This is a genomic window from Paenibacillus amylolyticus (genome assembly GCF_036894225.1).
Taxonomy (GTDB): Bacteria; Bacillota; Bacilli; order Paenibacillales; family Paenibacillaceae; genus Paenibacillus; species Paenibacillus amylolyticus.
This window is the reverse complement of the sequence record NZ_CP145892.1, coordinates 109,324-129,010: the sequence shown is the minus strand read 5'-3', so window position 1 is coordinate 129,010 and position 19,687 is coordinate 109,324. Positions and strand designations below refer to the sequence as shown.

At 47.5% G+C, this 19,687-nt stretch carries 17 protein-coding genes and 1 riboswitch; of the genes, 6 read left to right on the top strand and 11 right to left on the bottom strand.

The window, feature by feature from the left end:
* Positions 1–61 precede the first annotated feature (61 nt).
* From V6668_RS00610 to rpoE, 3 genes are all read right to left on the bottom strand, one after another.
* Entirely contained in the window at positions 62–1,666 is a 1,605-nt protein-coding gene (locus V6668_RS00610; RefSeq protein WP_036607266.1) for a CTP synthase, read from the bottom strand.
* Positions 1,667–1,746: 80 nt separating this feature from the next.
* The gene (locus V6668_RS00605) at positions 1,747–2,025 is read right to left on the bottom strand and encodes a hypothetical protein (RefSeq protein ID WP_338707469.1); all 279 of its coding nucleotides are present in this window, start codon (positions 2,023–2,025) and stop codon (positions 1,747–1,749) included.
* A gap of 93 nt (positions 2,026–2,118) precedes the next feature.
* Positions 2,119–2,688: a DNA-directed RNA polymerase subunit delta gene (gene rpoE, locus V6668_RS00600; protein WP_047841137.1), complete on the bottom strand. Its 570-nt coding sequence runs from the start codon at positions 2,686–2,688 to the stop codon at positions 2,119–2,121.
* A 461-nt stretch (positions 2,689–3,149) separates the two neighbouring features.
* Here rpoE and V6668_RS00595 point away from each other — a divergent pair, with 461 nt between their 5' ends.
* Positions 3,150–4,304 carry a S8 family peptidase gene (locus V6668_RS00595; protein ID WP_036667694.1) on the top strand — a complete coding sequence of 385 codons (1,155 nt, stop codon included), beginning with the start codon at positions 3,150–3,152 and terminating at the stop codon, positions 4,302–4,304.
* 281 nt (positions 4,305–4,585) lie between these two features.
* Here the strand turns inward: V6668_RS00595 and argS are convergent, their stop codons facing one another.
* The 5 genes from argS to V6668_RS00570 all read right to left on the bottom strand — a co-directional run bounded on the left by argS (position 4,586) and on the right by V6668_RS00570 (position 10,110).
* Positions 4,586–6,265, bottom strand: a complete 1,680-nt coding sequence (gene argS, locus V6668_RS00590; RefSeq protein WP_036667693.1) for an arginine--tRNA ligase — start codon at positions 6,263–6,265, stop codon at positions 4,586–4,588.
* Positions 6,262–6,687, bottom strand: a complete 426-nt coding sequence (locus V6668_RS00585; protein ID WP_017691299.1) for a DUF1934 domain-containing protein — start codon at positions 6,685–6,687, stop codon at positions 6,262–6,264. Before V6668_RS00585 ends, argS begins: the two co-directional genes overlap by 4 nt.
* 265 nt (positions 6,688–6,952) lie before the next feature.
* The gene (locus tag V6668_RS00580; RefSeq protein ID WP_338707468.1) at positions 6,953–7,219 is read right to left on the bottom strand and encodes a DUF6171 family protein; all 267 of its coding nucleotides are present in this window, start codon (positions 7,217–7,219) and stop codon (positions 6,953–6,955) included.
* 3 nt (positions 7,220–7,222) lie between these two features.
* Entirely contained in the window at positions 7,223–8,704 is a 1,482-nt protein-coding gene (locus V6668_RS00575) for an alpha-N-arabinofuranosidase (protein ID WP_338707467.1), read from the bottom strand.
* A gap of 218 nt (positions 8,705–8,922) precedes the next feature.
* Complete coding sequence (locus tag V6668_RS00570; protein WP_338707466.1) at positions 8,923–10,110, bottom strand: hypothetical protein; 1,188 nt, start codon at positions 10,108–10,110, stop codon at positions 8,923–8,925.
* A 393-nt stretch (positions 10,111–10,503) separates the two neighbouring features.
* Between V6668_RS00570 and V6668_RS00565 the strand changes: the two genes are divergently transcribed.
* Positions 10,504–10,635, top strand: coding sequence for a hypothetical protein (locus V6668_RS00565; RefSeq protein WP_017691304.1), 132 nt, complete (start codon positions 10,504–10,506; stop codon positions 10,633–10,635).
* Positions 10,636–10,943: 308 nt separating this feature from the next.
* On the opposite strand, the gene speB is transcribed toward V6668_RS00565, so the two are convergent.
* Positions 10,944–11,813 carry an agmatinase gene (gene speB, locus V6668_RS00560; protein WP_036607280.1) on the bottom strand — a complete coding sequence of 290 codons (870 nt, stop codon included), beginning with the start codon at positions 11,811–11,813 and terminating at the stop codon, positions 10,944–10,946.
* A gap of 15 nt (positions 11,814–11,828) precedes the next feature.
* Positions 11,829–12,656 (bottom strand): polyamine aminopropyltransferase, encoded by an 828-nt coding sequence (gene speE, locus V6668_RS00555; protein ID WP_017691306.1) that lies wholly within the window; start codon positions 12,654–12,656, stop codon positions 11,829–11,831.
* 334 nt (positions 12,657–12,990) lie between these two features.
* Between speE and V6668_RS00550 the strand changes: the two genes are divergently transcribed.
* Positions 12,991–15,069 carry a PBP1A family penicillin-binding protein gene (locus tag V6668_RS00550; RefSeq protein WP_338707464.1) on the top strand — a complete coding sequence of 693 codons (2,079 nt, stop codon included), beginning with the start codon at positions 12,991–12,993 and terminating at the stop codon, positions 15,067–15,069.
* Between the two features lie 197 nt (positions 15,070–15,266).
* On the opposite strand, the gene V6668_RS00545 is transcribed toward V6668_RS00550, so the two are convergent.
* The gene (locus tag V6668_RS00545) at positions 15,267–15,770 is read right to left on the bottom strand and encodes a YwhD family protein (protein ID WP_017691308.1); all 504 of its coding nucleotides are present in this window, start codon (positions 15,768–15,770) and stop codon (positions 15,267–15,269) included.
* 101 nt (positions 15,771–15,871) lie between these two features.
* Between V6668_RS00545 and V6668_RS00540 the strand changes: the two genes are divergently transcribed.
* The 3 genes from V6668_RS00540 (at position 15,872) to V6668_RS00530 (ending at position 19,582) form a co-directional block, all read left to right on the top strand.
* Positions 15,872–17,863, top strand: a complete 1,992-nt coding sequence (locus V6668_RS00540; protein WP_338707463.1) for a M1 family metallopeptidase — start codon at positions 15,872–15,874, stop codon at positions 17,861–17,863.
* A gap of 10 nt (positions 17,864–17,873) precedes the next feature.
* Complete coding sequence (locus tag V6668_RS00535) at positions 17,874–18,725, top strand: hypothetical protein (protein WP_036607309.1); 852 nt, start codon at positions 17,874–17,876, stop codon at positions 18,723–18,725.
* Between the two features lie 245 nt (positions 18,726–18,970).
* Positions 18,971–19,108: riboswitch (cyclic di-AMP (ydaO/yuaA leader) on the top strand.
* A 3-nt stretch (positions 19,109–19,111) separates the two neighbouring features.
* Positions 19,112–19,582: a C40 family peptidase gene (locus V6668_RS00530; protein ID WP_036607285.1), complete on the top strand. Its 471-nt coding sequence runs from the start codon at positions 19,112–19,114 to the stop codon at positions 19,580–19,582.
* The last annotated feature ends 105 nt before the right edge of the window (positions 19,583–19,687 follow it).

The following is a 19,687-nucleotide window of genomic DNA, read 5'->3' as shown; positions in this document are numbered from 1 at the left end:
GCAGCCGCTATGGTTGCCAGGAACATCCCCAATATCTATTACGTTAACACAAAAAAATTTATTACTTCTGCGCATTCACCAGAGAAGCTTTTACAAAATCACGGAACAATGGTTGCGGACGGTTCGGACGGGAAGTGAATTCCGGATGGAATTGTACCGCCAGGAACCATGGGTGTCCTGGAAGTTCCACGATCTCAACCAGACGTCCATCCGGGGATGTACCCGAGATAACTAGTCCTGCTTTTTCGATCGTTTCACGGTATTCATTGTTGAACTCATACCGGTGACGGTGTCTCTCGTACACCAGCTCGTCATCATAACAAGCCATCGCCAAAGAACCTTCCTGAAGCTTACAAGGATACAGACCCAGACGCATCGTGCCACCCAGATTCTCGATATCTTTTTGCTCAGGCAACAGGTCGATCACAGGGAATTCCGTAGCCGGATTAATCTCGGAACTGTTCGCACCATTCAAACCAACGATGGAACGTGCATACTCAATAACGGAAACCTGCATACCCAGGCAAATACCGAAGAACGGAATTTGTTTCTCACGAGCATAACGGATTGCCGATACTTTACCTTCAATACCACGATCTCCGAATCCACCAGGAACAAGGATACCGCCAATACCATGTAACAGGTCGCCTACATTCTCATCCGTAATATCTTCAGAAGGAACCCAGCGAATTTTCACATCAGCATTGGATGCAAATCCTGCATGAGACAACGACTCAACAACACTCAGGTATGCATCATGCAACGCTACATATTTACCAACAATAGCGATCTCAACTGTATGCTCCAACTTGTTGATCCGGTCAACCAGCCCTTCCCACTCGCTCATATCCGGTGCAGGAGTAGTCAGTTTCAGGTGATTTACCACGATCTCATCCAAGCCTTCTTCACGCAGGTTCAAAGGTACTTGATACAAGGTGTCTGCATCACGACATTCAACCACGGCATTCTCATCAATGTCGCAGAAGAGAGCAATCTTGGCTTTCATGTCTTTAGACAATTCATACTCCGTACGGCATACAATCACATTCGGTTGAATACCGATGCTGCGTAATTCCTTAACACTATGTTGCGTTGGTTTGGTTTTCACTTCACCAGCTGCTTTGATATAAGGAATAAGTGTTACGTGGATGTACATCACATTGTCGCGACCTACATCACTCTTGATTTGACGGATAGCTTCCAGGAAAGGCAAACTCTCAATGTCGCCCACTGTTCCACCAATTTCCGTAATAACCACATCCGAACCCGCTTCACGTCCAGCGCGGAATACACGCTCTTTGATCTCGTTCGTAATGTGTGGAATAACTTGTACCGTTCCGCCCAGATATTCCCCGCGCCGCTCTTTGCTGATGACGGAAGAGTATACTTTACCAGTCGTGACGTTGCTGTTTTTGGAGAGATTGATGTCAATAAAACGTTCATAGTGGCCAAGGTCCAGATCCGTTTCCGCGCCATCATCCGTTACAAAAACCTCACCGTGCTGATAAGGACTCATTGTTCCCGGGTCGATGTTAATATATGGATCAAATTTCTGGATCGTTACCTTAAGCCCTCTGTTTTTCAGCAATCTGCCCAGAGAAGCAGCCGTAATCCCTTTGCCCAGGGAGGACACAACTCCGCCCGTCACGAAAATATACTTTGTCACTGTTATTACCCTCCTAATATAAGTACAGAAATTCAGGCGATATATGGTGTTATCGTAACCTGTTTCCCAGGTAATCATCGTCAAAAAGAGCAATGGCAGAAATTCCCTGCATCTGCGAACTGCTCTTTCTGCGAAGACGGTTTAAATACACGTTGTTCTACAGCAAAAAATGGTGCAAATATTCCGCTGGCCTTCATTCCATTTGGTGTTTTTGATATACAAAAACGGGCCACGAAATGTTGGCCGGGAGCATACGAAAAAAAATCATTTTGCAAAATTATGCCTCTAAAAATACAAAAAAAAGTACTCCCGCAGGACGGGGCACCTTCTATAAAAAACATAAATATATTGTCGCTCATTCATAAGCCCATGCAATAGTTTACCCGTTACCCCGTCTGCTGTCAAGGCTGACTATTCCGGGGAAACGGGTAAATTATAGACGTCAAAAATGACTACCGATTATCAGAATCGTCGTCAAATTCATCCTCGTTTTCGGACTCTTCTTCGTCTTCTTCGAGGTCTTCATCTTCCAGATCGTCATCTTCAACCAGCACTTCTTCTTCGCTGTCTTCTTCGTCAAAGATGTCGTCTTCTTCTTCCTCTTCTTCGTCTTCTTCTTCGTCTTTATCCGTGCTGTCGAAGCCTTCATCGCTGCTATAGCTGTCTTCTTCTTCACCGAAGTCTTCATCTTCCAGATCATCGTCTTCATCGTTGATGATACGCGGACGCTTCGCACCCGTCATGGAATCTTCTGTTCCAGCTACCGGATACCAGCGCTTTAAGCCCCACAGACTTGTACCGACGCAAGCAAAACGGCCATCGATATTAATCTCGGTATATAGCTGGGCGATAAACTCGTTGATTTCTTCATCAGTCATTCCGCGCTGCTTCGCTACCTCATTCATTAAGTCACGATAGTAATACGGCGTATTAGCCGCTTTCAGCACCATAAAGGCAAGGTCCACCAAAGGGATCTCTTTTACCTTTTCTTTATCAATTTTCAAATTGAGCGAGGTACTCACTGCAGACACTTCCTCTCACACAAAATTCACTTTTTAACCCCTACGAACTGGACTGTTACGTATAACATATCCATTAACAAACCTAAGTAAAACCTATTTAGCGTTAAAAAGCAAGTTTTTATGTACGGATGTGACGCAAATGCGGAGAGCAGCAACAATATGTCCACATATTAAACGTGAAGTGACATCAAACCCACAGGAATATCCTCTTTGCCAAAGAGACAAATCCATAATAAAAAAGACGGAGTCCCCTCCGCCTTCTGACTGTATACCCTTGGAGGATTACTCCTCACCAGGTTCCCCGCAAGAGCCCTCTAGCTCTCCATCCATCATATGTCCCTGCGCCCGTTTTGACACGAAGAGAATGTGTTTTTGTAAAAAAAGGGCAAGTTCCCCATGCGGCGGGATGAGCGCATTCATAGAATACCTCAGCATGTTCATCCCGAAGGGGGCTGCCCATTATGGACTATACTGGTTTATTGCATCAATTGATTGACGGAATGCGACGCCCTGAACCAGAACAGGGAGGGCGATATTTGATCCGATTTGCCAAACCGCAGCAGTACGAGGCCTGTCTCGTAGAATTGTCCCGAATGCGGAATGAATTCACCGACCTTGGGGCTGTCCGTTCCTCGCGACTAGCTCGTTCCATTATCGCTCCAGTCCAACGCCCGGAGGACCTATACCGCTATGGGGATGAAATTACGATTGAAGAAGACGTTCCCATCTCCCTTCATGCCAACGCACTCCACAGCAAACCAAGCAATGCTCAAGGCATACCCTGGGGAGTGAAGCAGATTCGGGCGCCCAAAGTATGGTCTGTGTCTACCGGACACCGGATTAAAATCGGTGTGATTGATACAGGTGCTGATTATCACCATCCTGATCTTCGTTATTCCCTGGCACGCGGAATCAATCTGTTAAACCGCAGCCTGCTTCCTCATGATGATAACGGACACGGCACCCACATAGCAGGGACTATCGCTGCTGCCAACAGTACCGCAGGCATGATTGGTGTAGCTCCACGCTCCCTGATCTATCCGGTGAAAGCATTTGACCACAACGGATCGGCTTATGTATCCGATATTGTACTTGGCATCGACTGGTGTGTGCGCAACAAGGTCGATATCATCAATATGAGCTTTGGCATGAAAACACGCAGCAAGGCGCTTCTTGACGTTGTCAATCGTGCATACCATGCTGGAATCGTTATTGTTGCTTCGTCAGGAAATGACGGCAAACGCCGCAGTATTGATTACCCTGCACGGTATCCCCAGACCATATCTGTTGGGGCAACCGACAAAAACAGACGTATTGCGTCCTTCAGCAATCGTGGCGCATATGTGGATGTCTATGCACCCGGTGATAAAATTGTCTCCTCCTGGGTACAAGGAAAGCATCACGAGATGAGCGGCACATCCATGGCGACGTCCCATGTGAGTGGCGCTATCGCCTTGCTACTCTCCAAACATCCGGGGTTATCCCCTAGTGAAATCAAGACACTCGTCAAACGTGCTACGATCCCTTTGCGTGCTCGCAAGACCACCACAGCAAAGAGCAAGGTGCGTGGTGGTGAGATTGATGCCCTGAAGCTAATGCAGGAGGGCGGGGAGTGAGCCAGCTCTGTCAGCCGTCAGCAGAACTTGATTGAGGCTTGTGGCGAAACGCAGTAGCCCGGCCTAGGCAACGAGGGAGTATTACGTAGCGGCTGAAACTCTAGGTTACGCCCACTGTGATGTCAGAGCAGGCTAGTGTGCCTTGGATGGGTCAGGCATTTCGTTTTCTTCAACTCCGGGTACACAATAAAAAAAGTCTCCATGTACCACGTTGCAGTTGCAACGTGGACTTGGAGACTTTTTTGTTAGGCAGAGCGGCGGATGTGCCGCTAGCCTGGAATTTACATTTTGTCAGGAGCGGTTACGCCTACCAGACGAAGCGCTGTTGCGATAACGGTACGTACAGCACCGATCAGTGCCAGACGTGCTTGAGTTTGCTGCGTGTCTTCCGTAATGACACGTTCTGCACGGTAGTAGCTGTGGAACAGGGATGCCAACTCGTATACATAACGGATGATACGATGAGGCGCATATCCTGTTGCTGCTGCCGAGATTTCCTCAGGCAACTCTCCCATTTTGCGGAGAAGGTCATACTCGTGCTCTGTTGTCAGCTTGGACAGGTCAATCTGTGCCAGTGGCAGCAGTTCAATACCTTGTTCTTCAGCCTGACGGTATACGCTGCATACACGTGCATGCGCGTATTGTACGTAGAATACCGGATTCTCATTGGATGTCGAAATCGCAAGGTCCATGTCAAAGTCCAGATGGGAGTCCATGCTGCGCATTGTGAAGAAGTAACGGATGGCATCAATGCCGACTTCATCCATCAGATCTTCCATCGTTACAGCTTTACCTGTACGCTTGGACATCTTCACTTTTTCACCGTTCTGGAACAAACTCACCATCTGTGCAATCAAGACCACCAGTTTCTCAGGGTCATTACCCAGTGCTTGCATCGCGGCTTTCATCCGTGGAATATATCCATGGTGATCGGCACCCCAGATGTTGATCATCGTGTCGTATCCACGAGCATATTTGTCGCGGTGATAAGCAATATCTGGCGTCAGGTAAGTATACGTGCCATCGTTCTTGATCAATACACGTTCTTTGTCGTCACCGTACTGCATCGTTTTCAACCAAGTTGCTCCATCTTGCTCATAGATCTCATTACGGTCACGCAATTCATCAAGCACTCGCAGCACTTCTCCGTTGTCGTACAGGGAAGTTTCGCTGAACCAGATGTCAAAGTTAACACGGAAGCGATTCAAGTCACGTTTGATCTTGTCCAGTTCCTTCTCTAGGCCAAAGTCACGGAAATAAGCCGCACGGTCACCCGGATGCATGGACAGCAATTCGTCACCCTTTTCAGCAACAAGCTGCTTGGCGAATCCTTTGATATCTTCACCGTGATAACCGTCTTCAGGCATCTCAGCATCCTGACCCAGCTCTTGCAGATAACGAGCTTCAATGGAACGAGCCAGATTAAACACCTGATTACCTGCATCATTAATGTAGTATTCACGGGTTACATCATATCCTGCGTAGTCAAGGATGTTACACAGCGCATCACCTACAGCTGCTCCACGGGCATGGCCCAGATGCAGACTGCCTGTCGGGTTGGCACTGACAAACTCCATCTCGACTTTGCGTCCTTCTCCGATGTTAATTCTTCCGTAATCTTTACCCTGCTCCTGCACAAGCGCAAGTACTGGATAAAGGTAACTCTTGTCCAATTTGAAGTTAATGAATCCTGGGCCCGCAATCTCAGCCTTCTCGATTCCGGCTTCAGCCAGATTCAGATTGGCAATGATCTCTTCAGCAATCTGACGCGGATTGCGCTTGGCAATCTTGGTCAGCTGCATGGCAGCATTGGTCGCCAAGTCCCCGTGTGTCTTCTCACGTGGCACTTCCAATGTGATGGCTGGCAATTCGTCCTGCGTAACAATTCCGGCCGTCACAATGGCGTTGCCGATGGCCGTACTTACCCGTTCGTTAATCGTATCTAGTGGATTACGTGTCATGAAATTGGTTCCTCCTGTATATGCAAACTAATCGCGAAATGTCCAGATTCTTCATCAAAGCGGTAAAAGTCGTAGCTCCACGCTGCGCGTGCGCTCAATCCCTGAATGGAAAGTTCCAGCTTCTGTGTATGCGTGGACAGGGCAAACGACATGTATGGTGATCGGTAGAAACCAGGAAGCTTCCGATTCAATTCAAAAGTCTGCTCCGATTCCACCTCACCATGACGTATAATCTTGATGGATTGTCCGCCCAGCTTCAATGTTGTACGGGTTGTACCTCCCTCAGGTCCAACCTGCGGTTCTTCATAACGAACATAAAGAACAGACCCTTTTAACACGGCTTCACCCTGCATTTCCTGCAGCACATCTTCACCTTCATAACGGCTGTGCAGCCGGATGTGTACCGGTCGCATGTTCGACATGAATGTTAACCTCCATTATATTCGAGGCGACGCAAAATCAGGCACGGCTGGTGAGAACAGCCCTTCCCGTATTGTTGTGTCGCTATACGCGCTCATATTCCCGGATAGCTCGCTATCCTACACTCTACTGTATAACTATATCCAGTTCCCTCGCTCAATTCAAATCCAAATTCAGAGTTTTTTCCTCATCAAGCCAAAAAAGAAGAGCCGCACCTGTAAAGTGCAACTCCCTTTTGCTTCATTATAATAAGATTCGTTCCTCCGATCAGGCCCATTGGGATTCATAAGGAAAAGGACATGTCGACTCACTCAGCTTCGCTCGCACCTGTACGAGACAACCACAATGCCGACAAGTTGTGCCATATTGCAATCCCGGACAAGCAGAGCAGATGGATAGCCGACGTTCATATTCCTCATCCTGTACCGTCGGACGCGAACGTGAGGCAATCTCCACAAGTCTGGCCATTTTGGCATCGCTAATCTTCACATCGTACTGATTATTACAGCCTTTGCAAGGTTCCTGCCTTTTCATGCATTAACCCTCGACAGCGAGCACCCCAACCGATGCTGGTGGAAGGACAAAACGCAGTGTGTTATTCTCCAGTGTGATTCCATCCCACGCCACAGGCTGAACATGATTCGGCTGTTCAAAGGTATTAAATGCACCAAAATCAGTATGGTGCAGAATCTGCCCGTTTACTTTAGCCGCTTGAGCTGCGTCCAGCTGACACACAACTTCCAACTCATCCGTGTGACTCAGATTACAAGCTGTCACATGAATGACCCCATCCTTGTTGCGGGAAGCTGATAAGCTGAGCTGCGGAATGGTCTCTTCTCCGAATGTGTATCCTGGGCTTTCATAATTCAAATCCAGTCGCTGTGCATCCATATGGACCTGATACATATCAAATACATGGTACGTAGGGGTCAGGAGCATTTTGTCCCCTTCCGTGAGCACAAGCGATTGAAGCACATTGACGATCTGCGCAAGATTTGCCATGTGTACCCGTTTACTATGTTGGTTGAAAATATTCAGGTTAACACCTGCAAGCACAGCGTCCCGCATCGTATTCTGTTGATACAGGAACCCTGGATTGGTTCCCGGCTCAACGTTATACCACGTGCCCCATTCATCCACAATAATGCCGACTCTGCCCTCTGGATCATATTTGTCCATAATCTCGGAGTGCTTCACCAGTAATTCATCCATATGGAGCGTCTTTTTCAAGGTCGTGAACCATTCAGCCTCACCAAATCCTGTAGCTGCGCCTTTATCATTCCACTCTCCTGTAGGGATGGTGTAATAATGAAGACTGATTCCATCCATAAAGCGAGCAGCCTCCCGCATCAGGACTTCCATCCATTCATAGTTACCTTCGTTCGGTCCACAAGCGATTTTATAAATCTCGTTCCCGGAATAGTTACGTACATATGTAGCATACCGGCGATATTCATCCGCATAATATTCAGGGCGCATATTGCCGCCGCATCCCCAGTTCTCATTTCCCACGCCAAAATACTTCATTTTCCACGGTTCTTCCCTACCATTACTCTTACGCCAGTTCGCCATCGGGGATTCGCCGTCAAATGTGATGTACTCCACCCATTCCTGCATCTCCTGCACTGTACCGCTACCCAGGTTGCCACTGATGTATGGCTCCGTGCCGAGTAGCTCACATAATCTCAAGAATTCATGTGTACCAAAGTGATTGTTCTCTTCCACACCGCCCCAGTGTGTATTGATCATACGAGCACGCTCACTCTTCGGACCTACACCATCTTTCCAGTGATATTCATCGGCAAAACAACCGCCTGGCCAGCGAAGTACTGGAATATTAAGCTTCTGCAAGGCCGTCAATACATCATTTCGAATCCCATCCGTATTCGGAATAGGTGAATCTTCTCCTACCCACAGCCCCTCATAAATACAACGTCCCAAGTGTTCGGAAAAGTGACCATATATATTGCGATTTATTAATCCTTGATCTGAATCGGCCTTTAAAATAACATCAACCATTATTTCAACCCCCAAAAATTATATTGTTATCGCTTACAATAACTCGTTTCTGAGTAGGTTTCAACCGTTTTTATTTCTACACAAACAAGCCTCTTCCTGTGTAATTGATTAGGAAGAGGCTTGTTTGTTATAGAAATTCATACAGAGACTTACCAAATTGATTTTTATACATTTCTAATTTGGATTTGCCCGTTTATTATTTCAGAATAACAGGCTACTTAATCCTGCTCTGAAGGCAACAACATTTTTTGTGTCCACGTCGTTCCACCGTCTATAGTCTGATAGATCGCAGGAGAGTTATCACTTGTGACTACGAGCCAACCCGTCTTGGCCGATGGGAACGAGATACGGGAACTGTATCCCGGATCTTTCAGGTCAATATTTTTCCACGTGGAACCTGTATCATAAGAACGTCCAATACCCACTTTGCCAGCTGCGGGTGAACCTGCAGACAGATACGCCGTCTGATTACCAATCAACGCCATGTTGCCGGGATGACCACCCGGGTTGGCTGGTCCGTTTCCTTTGCCCGTACTGTTTGTACCCGGTGCAGGACCTCCCCCTGCTGTGGATTGCGCAAATACTTGGGTCCAGTTCTTGCCTTGATTACCGCTCGCATAGAGGGAGTACGATTGTTGGGACATGCCTGCATCACCATACAGAAGGGCCCATACTTGCTGGCCATGTGCATACAGATCCCCTCCGCTCCATGTGTCTGAGACAACTCGAAGAGAGGTTGTCCAGTTCTTGCCGCCATCACTCGTTTGCTTCAGATGATATCCCGATCCAGGTACAACCACGACGGCATACCCTTGTTTCTCTGTTGCAAAGGCAGCTGCACGCGTGTTGGCAGGTGTATTCATTTTACTCCAGGTTACCCCACCATCCTTCGTCTGATATGCACCATTATAGGTGTAACCATAACCTACATCTTTATTGCGAAAATCAATTCGTTTGAATTGAATGCCCGGCGTATCGAGCCGCGTCCAGTGCGATCCCCCATCATGGGTACGGATCAGATAGGTTGCAGGTGAATCCTTCACTCGCGCTAGCGCATATCCGTTCACATTATTCGGAAAATCAAGCTGAGTGAATTGCCACTGCCCGGTATATATGGACTGCCACGTACATCCTGCATTCGAGGTACCGATCAGGAAGCCTTCACCCCCAGCTCGTCCAGTCATATCATTAAGAAAATCAATGTCCGTAAATTGCAGGTGTTGCTCTTCCACACCGCTGCCCTTTTTTAATGTAGCAGATAGTCCATGATCTCCCTTTCCACATGCCTGTGAGGATGCAGCGTTAGCACCTGATAGCGTATGTACCGGACCCATCCCCCAAGCCAGCGTTAACGATAATGCGAGTGCACTAATCCGTTTCCATGTCATTGTACTCTTGGTTGTCATCGTAACACCTCCTTCTATGGTTTTACCCAAATATGATGGTTCTAACGTAACAATCTGATTAACCCTGATGACAATTTCGCAAGAAAAAAACCACCTTTACCCATGATTGGATCATGTAGGCAAGGGTGGTTCATCACCAAACATTGTGTACTCTAAATTAAATGGGATACGTCACCACAGCAAGGATAACAAAACTGATACTTAATAAAAGGCATAAATATTAAGATGGAGTCATGCCAAGGCAGGAAATCTGCATGTGCGAGCTATACTAAATACATGAAATAAATGGTAGAGGCAAGGGAACATACGTGCTATAATTAATGTTATGGACTTTTGAATATCGGTGGATGTTTTCCAGACCACGGCGCAGCTTCCCGAAAGGGGGTGACGTCGTTGGTCAAACTTGTGGCGTTGCTTGATGTAATCCGATGGATTGCTGCGATCCTCAGTATTGTACTGAGTGGGCGAAAGCTTTACCGTTGGTTGCGCAAAAAGTTTCGTAGCAAGCGAAAACCCACCTCATAAGGTCGGAAGCCTGACGGTGGGTTTTGCTTGAATAGCATTATTTAGTTCATGCGCGCCGTGGCAATCCACAGCCTTTCGGGTCCTAAGAGTCTTTACCGTTGGCAGCGGTAAAGGCTCTTTTTAGTATATGACCGAACCCGATCACCATATACTTCACGAATGTAATATATCAATTAATATACTACTGAATACTTATGTAGTCAGTATAGCACAGCTCTGTACAAAAGTTAACAATACAAAACGCCCTCCCCTGCGCAAAGTTGAACCCGCGCAGACAGAGAGCGTTATACTTATCGATTATTCTGTGATTATTTCACGAATCCAAGCAGCATTTCACGAATCAGCTTCGCAGCTACAATCTGTGTCTGTTGTGTTGGATCATAGATTGGTGCAACTTCAACCAAGTCACAACCAACTACATTTACATCAGATCCTGCGATCATATGAATGGCTTCCAGCAGTTCCTTGGACGTAATGCCGCCCGCTTCTGCTGTACCTGTTCCTGGCGCTGCTGACGGATCAAGCACATCGATGTCGATGGTCACATACACCGGACGGTTGCCCATCTTCGGAAGAGCTTCCTTCATCGGAGCTGCCACTTCAAATGGATAGAAGTTGATGTTCTCGCGACCATACTGGAACTCCTCACGGGAACCAGAACGGATACCGAACTGATAGATGTTTTTGCCACCCATCAACTCAGCTGCTTTACGCACTGGTGTGGAGTGGGACAATGGCTCGCCTTCATAGTTTTCACGAAGGTCTGCGTGTGCATCAATATGAATCAGAATAAGATCCGGGTATTTCTTGTACATCTGTTGGATGACTGGCCAAGTAACCAGATGCTCGCCACCGAGACCAACTGGGAATTTGTCGTCAGCGAGCAGACTGCCGATGTATTCATGAATTACTTCAAGGCTGCGTCCCGCGTTACCGAAAGGCAAGAGCAGGTCTCCAGCGTCAAAGTATGTCATGTCTACAATGCTTTTGTCGAGATATGGGCTGTACTCTTCAAGTCCAACCGATGCCTGACGGATATGAGATGGGCCGAAACGGGAACCCGGACGGAAGCTGACGGTGTAATCCATCGGCATGCCATAGATAACCGCTTTGGAGTTCTCATAATCCTCAGAGCTGCAAATAAATACGTTTCCTGAATAAGCTTGATCCAGTTTCATTAATGATTTCCCCTTTTATTTCGTTAAATCTTCCACGAATTTAGGAAGTACAAATGCTGCTTTGTGCAGACGCGGAGAGTAATACTTGGTATCCATCTCCGGGATTTGAGTCTCATCCACTTCGAGCGGGTCATGTTTCTTGCTACCCATAGTGAATGTCCACAAACCACTTGGATAGGTTGGAATATTACAGCCGTACACATGTACGATCGGGAAGATTTCTTTGACGTCTTTGTTCACCTTCTGGATCAGATCCGCCTTGAACCAAGGGTTGTCCGTTTGGGCAACGAAGATTCCGTCTTCTTTCAATGCTTCGTAGATGCCTTGGTAGAACCCACGCTCAAACAATGGTGCAGCCGGGCCTACAGGCTCCGTGGAGTCTACGATGATCACATCGTATTCATTTTTATGTTCAATAATATGCATGTAGCCGTCGTTCACGAGCACTTCAACATTAGGCTCGTCCAACTTGCCGGCGATTTCAGGCAAATATTTTTTAGAGTATTCAATAACTTTACCGTCAATTTCGACGAGAACAGCTTTTTCTACAGCAGCATGTTTAATGACTTCACGAATGACTCCGCCATCGCCGCCACCGACAACCAGAACTTTTTTCGGATTCGGGTGAGTGTTCAGCGCAGGGTGTGCCGCCATTTCGTGATATACGAATTCGTCTTTTACAGTCGTCATCACCATGCCATCAAGAAGCAACATGTTACCGAATTCCTCGGTCTCTACCATGGCCAAATCTTGAAAATCCGTTTTCTCTGTAACATAGGTCTGCTTAATCTTCGCGGTGATCCCGAATACCGGGGTCTGTTTCTCCGTAAACCACAATTCCATAATCTCTACCTTCTTTCCGTAAAGTTAATGATCAGCCATACCCGACCAAGCGCTGTGCACTATAATCGGTTCGCCCAAGCACGTCCAGCGTTCGGCGCCATATCGCGTTATCATTGCTGGCCTGCGGGAAAGGTCCGCGGTTCACTTCATTATATAGATAGTATCTTGTGCCGAATCTTACCTTTTCATTACCCTTTTGCATTATACGCGATTGACGTTTATACTGCAAAACGGTTTTTAAGGCGGAAATGCTACATTTTGTTTGCTTATGCACCCGATTGAATATCCCTGCCAATCAAGTCCCATACTGGAAGAAAAGAGAGGAGCCCGTTCCATGACCAAGCCAAATCAAAAGACCCGCAAACGCGGGTTCCGTGTACGTAAATTGTTTAAAAACCTGTCTCTGCTCGCCGTGCTCGCCATACTTGCTACCGCTGCAGGATTGGTCTATCTATACGCAACCAGCCTTCCCCTCGCAGACTCTGATCGGAATTCCAGATTACTGGACAGTCAGGGTGAAGTCATCGCTACCTTCTCCGCAGGTGGCAAAGACTCTGTACCCGTTCAACTGGAGGATATCGCTCCAGATTTGGTCCATGCCACTCTGGCTGTAGAGGACCGCAAATTCTATAATCACTACGGGTTCGACGTGCAAGGGATGGGACGGGCTGTGCTCGTTAACCTCGAACATATGCAGATGTCGCAAGGTGCGAGTACATTGACTCAACAGCTGGCGCGTAACCTATATCTATCTCATGAGAAAACATGGACTCGCAAAGCCAAGGAAGCCATGTACACGGCGCAATTGGAGATGAAATACAGCAAGGATGAAATTTTGCAGATGTATCTGAACGAAATCTATTATGGGCATGGTGCGTACGGAATCGAAGCGGCTTCACGAATGTATTTTGGCAAATCAGCCAAACAGCTGGATCTTGCAGAGAGTGCCATGCTGGCAGGAATTCCGAAAGGACCTACCTACTATTCACCCTATAACCATATGAAGAATGCCAAAGACCGACAGAAGATTGTGCTGAATGCCATGGCCGATATAGGCAAGATCACCCAGGACGAAGCGGATAAGGCCTATGAGAAAATGCTTTCGTTCAAACCGGAGAGCGAGCGTAAAACGGTGGAAAGCGCCCCGTATTTCCGTGACTATATCCGGAATCTGGCCATCAAAGAGCTGGGAATCAGTGAAGCGATGCTGGATCATGGGGGATTGAACATCTACACCACCCTAGATCTGCGTGTACAAAAAGCAGCGGAAGACGCCATAGCGAAGGGTATGGATGCCAAAAGTGAGCTGGAGACGGCTCTGGTGTCCATCGACCCTCGTACGGGCTACATCAAAGCCATGGTAGGCGGCAAGAATTACCGCACCAATCAGATTAACCATGTATTGGCGACTACACGCCAACCGGGTTCGGCGTTTAAACCGATTATGTATCTGGCAGCCCTGGAATCCAAGCAGCTCACCAGTGCATCCATATTTAACAGTGAACCTACCCTTTTTCACTATGACAATGACCGCAAAACCTATAAACCCGGCAATTTTGGAGACAAGTATCTGGGTGAGATTGATCTAAGACAGGCGATCGCCGCTTCAGACAATATCTATGCGGTGAACACCATTATGCAGATCGGTCCTGAGCAGGTTGTGAGTATGGCCAAAAACCTTGGCATTACAAGCAACCTGAGTGCCGTACCTTCTCTTGCACTGGGAACGTCACCTGTCAGCCCGCTGGAGATGGCGTCGGCCTTTTCCGTCATTGCTGCTGGTGGACAACGGACGCCACCTGTCGCCATTCTGCAAGTGACGGATGCCGCAGGACGTGTGCTCTATGAATCGCCTCAGACGAAGGCTGAGATCGTTGTGGAACCTGCGGCAGCTTATGTACTGACTCGTTTAATGGAAAGTGTCTTCGAAAATGGAGGAACGGGCAACCGCGTGTCTAAGGCGATCAAACGTCCGGTAGCGGGAAAGACAGGAACAACCAACACGGATGCCTGGCTCGTTGGATTCACACCGGAGCTTTCCACCGCTGTATGGGTTGGTTACGATCAAGGCAAATCCATCTCGACTTCGGATGGCCGCCGGGCAGCGCCGATCTTTGCCCAGTTCACAGAACAGGCCCTTGCGAGCGTACCACCCAAAATCTTCACCGTGCCTGATCATGTCGTAAGTGTATATATTGATCCGGAATCCGGCAAGCTGGCAGGCAACGGTTGTGAAGAGAAACGATTGGAAGTTTTTATTGATGGTACTGAACCGACAGAGGTATGCCATGGCACGACGGATGATTCGGATTCTGGAGAAGATGAGAAGACTCGTCAGGTACAGAATCAACAAGGCATACAGGAAGAGAAACATTCTTGGTGGGGAGATTTCAAACGTTGGTGGGTAGAATGACGCAAATGCGCAATGACTTAGTTGCGTCACCTATAACCCCTGGTTATATTGAACAATTGGAAATTCACTTTGGATGAAAACTCATAATTATTCAGATCGATGAATATGATTAAGGCACAAGCAAAAGACCCCCAACCGAACTTTCCGGTCAAGGGCCTTTTGCCTTTTTTCTTTTAGACTGTGTTGAAAGATCTGCCTTAGGCGAGTGCTTCCTTCAATACATCTGGAGAAGCATTCCACCAGTCTTCGTTGTGTGAGATCAGCAGTGTCTTAAGTGCAGCTCGAGCTTCAGGTCCAAGCTCATCCAACATGAAGCGACGCTTCAAGGCATAATCCATGCGATTCACATGTTCCGCCAGCAGTTTCCATCCACGTCTTGCTTCCGTATCAATCCACATCTCACATGCCGTTGCTCCACCATAGAGTTGGCCTTCCTCCGTGCGATCGACAGCTACCCACACCAGCCATACCTGGCGTCCGTTGGGCACATCTTCACGATTGGTAGAGAACTTGATATTGCGTTCCACTTTGCTCTTCGCATGCATCGCACCGATATCGATTTTGGCTTCGCCATTATCAATAATGACCGGGGAAAGGTTATTCAGCTCAATGGAGCCTGCACCGAAGCCTTTATGCTTGCTTTTTGCACTAACGATATTCAAGGCAATCTGTTTTTTGCCGTTTTGCTCATTTTGGTCCATGTTTATAACCTCCAAGGGTTGATACAAATATTTTAACTAATAATTGCCCCATTGCAAACATATACATGCTGTAGATGCTTGTCAACGGGAGGTATTTAACGATGATTCCACGACGCGCCAAGAGCTGGCTCACTGCATCCCTGGCCCTGTGTGTACTTGCCGGAGGGATATGGATCACTCTGGGTTATAATCGCTCAACTCATTCCGAATTGCCAGTACTCGCCCCCGAATCGGGCAAGCCTAAGGCAATAGCCCCAACGCCAGCACCTCCAGAAAGTGTACAGACCCCTACTGCCGAAGTGTACAGCAACCGTGTTGTGGAATATCACATGGATGTAAAACTGGTCGAAGGGAATGTACTGGAAGGGACTCAGACGATTACCTGGACACATCCAGGTAAAAAAACCGTCAGCGAGCTTTACTTTCATATGTATCCCAACGCCTTCTCTTCTGCTGACACCACCTTTATGAAGGAATCCGGTGGAAAGCTTCGGGGTGATGTCATGCCTACCAATGGCTACGGCTCCATGAACATTACCGAAATGAAAACGGAGGACGGGCTCTCTCTGCTGCACCGGATGCAGTATGTGCAACCAGATGACGGAAATATCAAGGACACCACCCTCATTAAAGTACGCTTGCCCAAACCCGTCAAAGGCGGGGAAAGCATCACGCTCCACACCCGATTTGAAGTGAATCTGCCGAAGATTTTTGCCCGGATGGGAACTGCTGATCATTTTGTCATGGCAGGTCAATGGTTTCCCAAATTAAGTGCCTATGAACCTGTGGGCAGACGTGGACGAACAACGGAAGGCTGGAATCTGCACCAGTACCATGGCAATTCAGAGTTTTACGCTGACTTCGGTATATATAGTGTACGTATTCGGGTGCCTGAAACATACAAAGTGGCTGCTACCGGATTTCCGACGCAGCAAGCCATGGTGAAGAATGGAGAAAAGGTCTATCAATTTTACGCCGATGATGTGCATGACTTCGCATGGGCAGCTTCACCGGATTTTGTCTACGCCGAGGAACCCTTCTCTGCACCCAATGTGCCTGGTGTTCGAATCAAGTTATATCTGGACCCAGCTCATCAGGATCTGAAAGAACGTTATTTCTACGCCGCGAAGGCCGCGCTAGCCAATTATAGCAAATGGTTTGGCCCATATCCTTACGCCACCTTATCCATCGTAGTTCCACCCAAAGCGGGGAACGGTGCTGGAGGTATGGAATACCCTACGCTAGTTACGGCCTTTGGAGCCGATGACACTACGCCAGGTTATGACCTGGAACGTACCGTAGTCCACGAGATCGGACACCAGTACTTCTACGGCATGGTTGCCAGCAACGAATTCGAAGAAGCCTGGCTGGATGAGGGATTCACCTCTTATGCTGAAGACAAACTGATGGAGCAGGAATACGGATTGATTCCGAATCTGCCGGTACAATCGGGACTGATTACATCTCCTTCATCCTTAACACAAGAGTCCTGGAAGTTCGATTCACAGGATGAGTATGCAGCCAATGTCTACACACGCGGCAAGCTAGTATTGCTCGGCATTGAACATCAAGTTGGTGCCAAGAAGATGGAGCGTATTCTCTCTACCTATGTGAAGAAGTACCGTTTCAAACATCCCACTTCGGCTGATTTTCAGAAAATTGTGGAACAAGTGACCCGCACTTCCTGGTCTGATTATTTTGACCAATATGTCTATAGTAACGGGATGGCTGACTTTGCTGTAGAGAAGATTCGTGTTACGCCCGTACAGAAAGACGGTCAAACATTGTACGAGTCATCCGTGACGATCGCAAAAAAAGGGAGTGATTACAACGCCGTTCCTGTTCGCATTGCCTTTGAAGACGGGCATATCCTCACCAAGCAATGGAATGGCAAAGAAGATCGCATCACGTATAAATTAACTCACACATCCCCCGTATCCTGGGCCATGACCGATCCCCTGTACTCGATCGTGCTGGAGAACCGCCATATGAACAATTTCCTGAAATCCGGACTGGATGAGCAGACGAAGTCCCGCTGGAGCATGAGTGTAACCAAACTAATAGAAGCCATATTCGGAGGTCTGTCATGGTGAGGTGGAAACGGTGAAAGCGAAAATACGTGAAGGCTGGTTTCTCGTCCGTCAGCATATGTTCATTGCCGCACTCTTATTTCTCTATCAACTCATTTGGGGATATTTCTTCTATCGAATGGTACAATCGGCCGTCATCCCACTGCTCCTTCGCTATCCAGATGCTGATGCCGGTGAGCTGAGTACACTTTTGTTCAAAATGGAAAGTCAACTTAACCTGTCTACCCATCCGGAGGTTCATCGTTATCTATGGATTCTCGGGGGCATGCTGCTGGTTCGCATGTTGATCAGCCCCCTCATTCAGGCAGGACTGCTCTACTCACTTCAGCACTTTAATTCTACAGAAGAGCGCATTCCCTTTGTCCGCGGAATCAAAAATCTGTGGAAACCGATGCTGCTGCTCCACACCATACGTACATTATTGATACTTCTGCCCGCCTACTGGCTCATACCGAAGCTCTACTCGATTCTCATGGACGGATTTCATTCCCTTCAATTACTTTTACCTGGCATACCTTATGTTGCTGCCTGGATTGTATATGGTTGGATCATCCACCATGTCATACTCTATATGCAGTTCGGTGTTTCGGCACCAGAAGGAGAAGGCGGGGCTCACGGTACCCTCAAAGCACTCTGGATTGCACTGCGTCATCTCATCGCTGTAATCGGCATTGCATTACTGCTGGGCGGAGTACACCTGCTCGTCTTTGGGGCATTCACTACAGCCTCATGGTTATTAACTGGACTGACCGGACTTATACTACAACAGACGTATCCACTTGCCAGATGTCTATTGAGTCTGTGGAAAATATGCAGCCATTTCCGATTATGGCAGTCCAAAATATCCAAAGGCGAGAGCAGATAGTTTAAAAATTGTTACCATCACATGTTAAACTCATGGCCTAATATGTACTTATAAATAGGCAAACCTCAACCTTTCCCCGTCAAAGGTCGAGGTTTTTTTTGCTAAATTTGTTGCTAAACGTTGCCAAAGCCGTACTCCTCTGTTACAATAATCGCAGTGAGTTTTTAGTAACAACTTTGTAATCTTTACATTCATATTTGTAACTACTTAAAATTAAATCGTCATTTCTTGATTTCGCAGGTGCATAACTAGCATAGCCAAATTCCTGGCACCTGGGAAGCGGGGGAACCAGTTATGGGTGAATTGATCTTGCTACAGAGGGATCATAGGGGACCTTCAACCGAATCCTTAAGCTAACCTCGCAGGCATTGGAAGGGGAATATCTCTTGTTCAAGAAGAAATTAACCGCAGCTGTACTTAGCATCACATTCGCTTTATCGCTTGGTGCAGGTAGCGCATTCGCAGATTCAAAGATGGACACAGTAATTGATTCAGCAATGGGAACTACATACAAAAGTGGGGGAACAACGCTTAACGGCTTTGATTGCTCCGGATTTACCCGGTATGTATTCGACAAGTTGGGTATTGATTTGGCACGCCAATCCAGTTCCCAATTCGACATGGGCGATTCCGTATCCCGCATGGAGATGAGAGCTGGCGATCTGGTGTTCTTTAATACAACAGGTAAAGGCGTGTCCCATGTAGGAATCTTTGTAGGGGATGGAAAGTTCGCACACTCCTCTTCTTCCAAAGGCGTTACGATCAGTGCATTGAGTGAAAACTATTGGGCCAATCGTTATGTTGGCGCAAAACGGATTATGAGCACGGACGCATATGAATCACTGGCCCTTGACTAGGGACAAGCTGAGCAACATGATGCTGTAACCATTAACCATATTGGAACGAAGCAAGAAGCATAACAGAACCGCCCGGTACATTCTCCGCAGGAATGTATCCGGCGG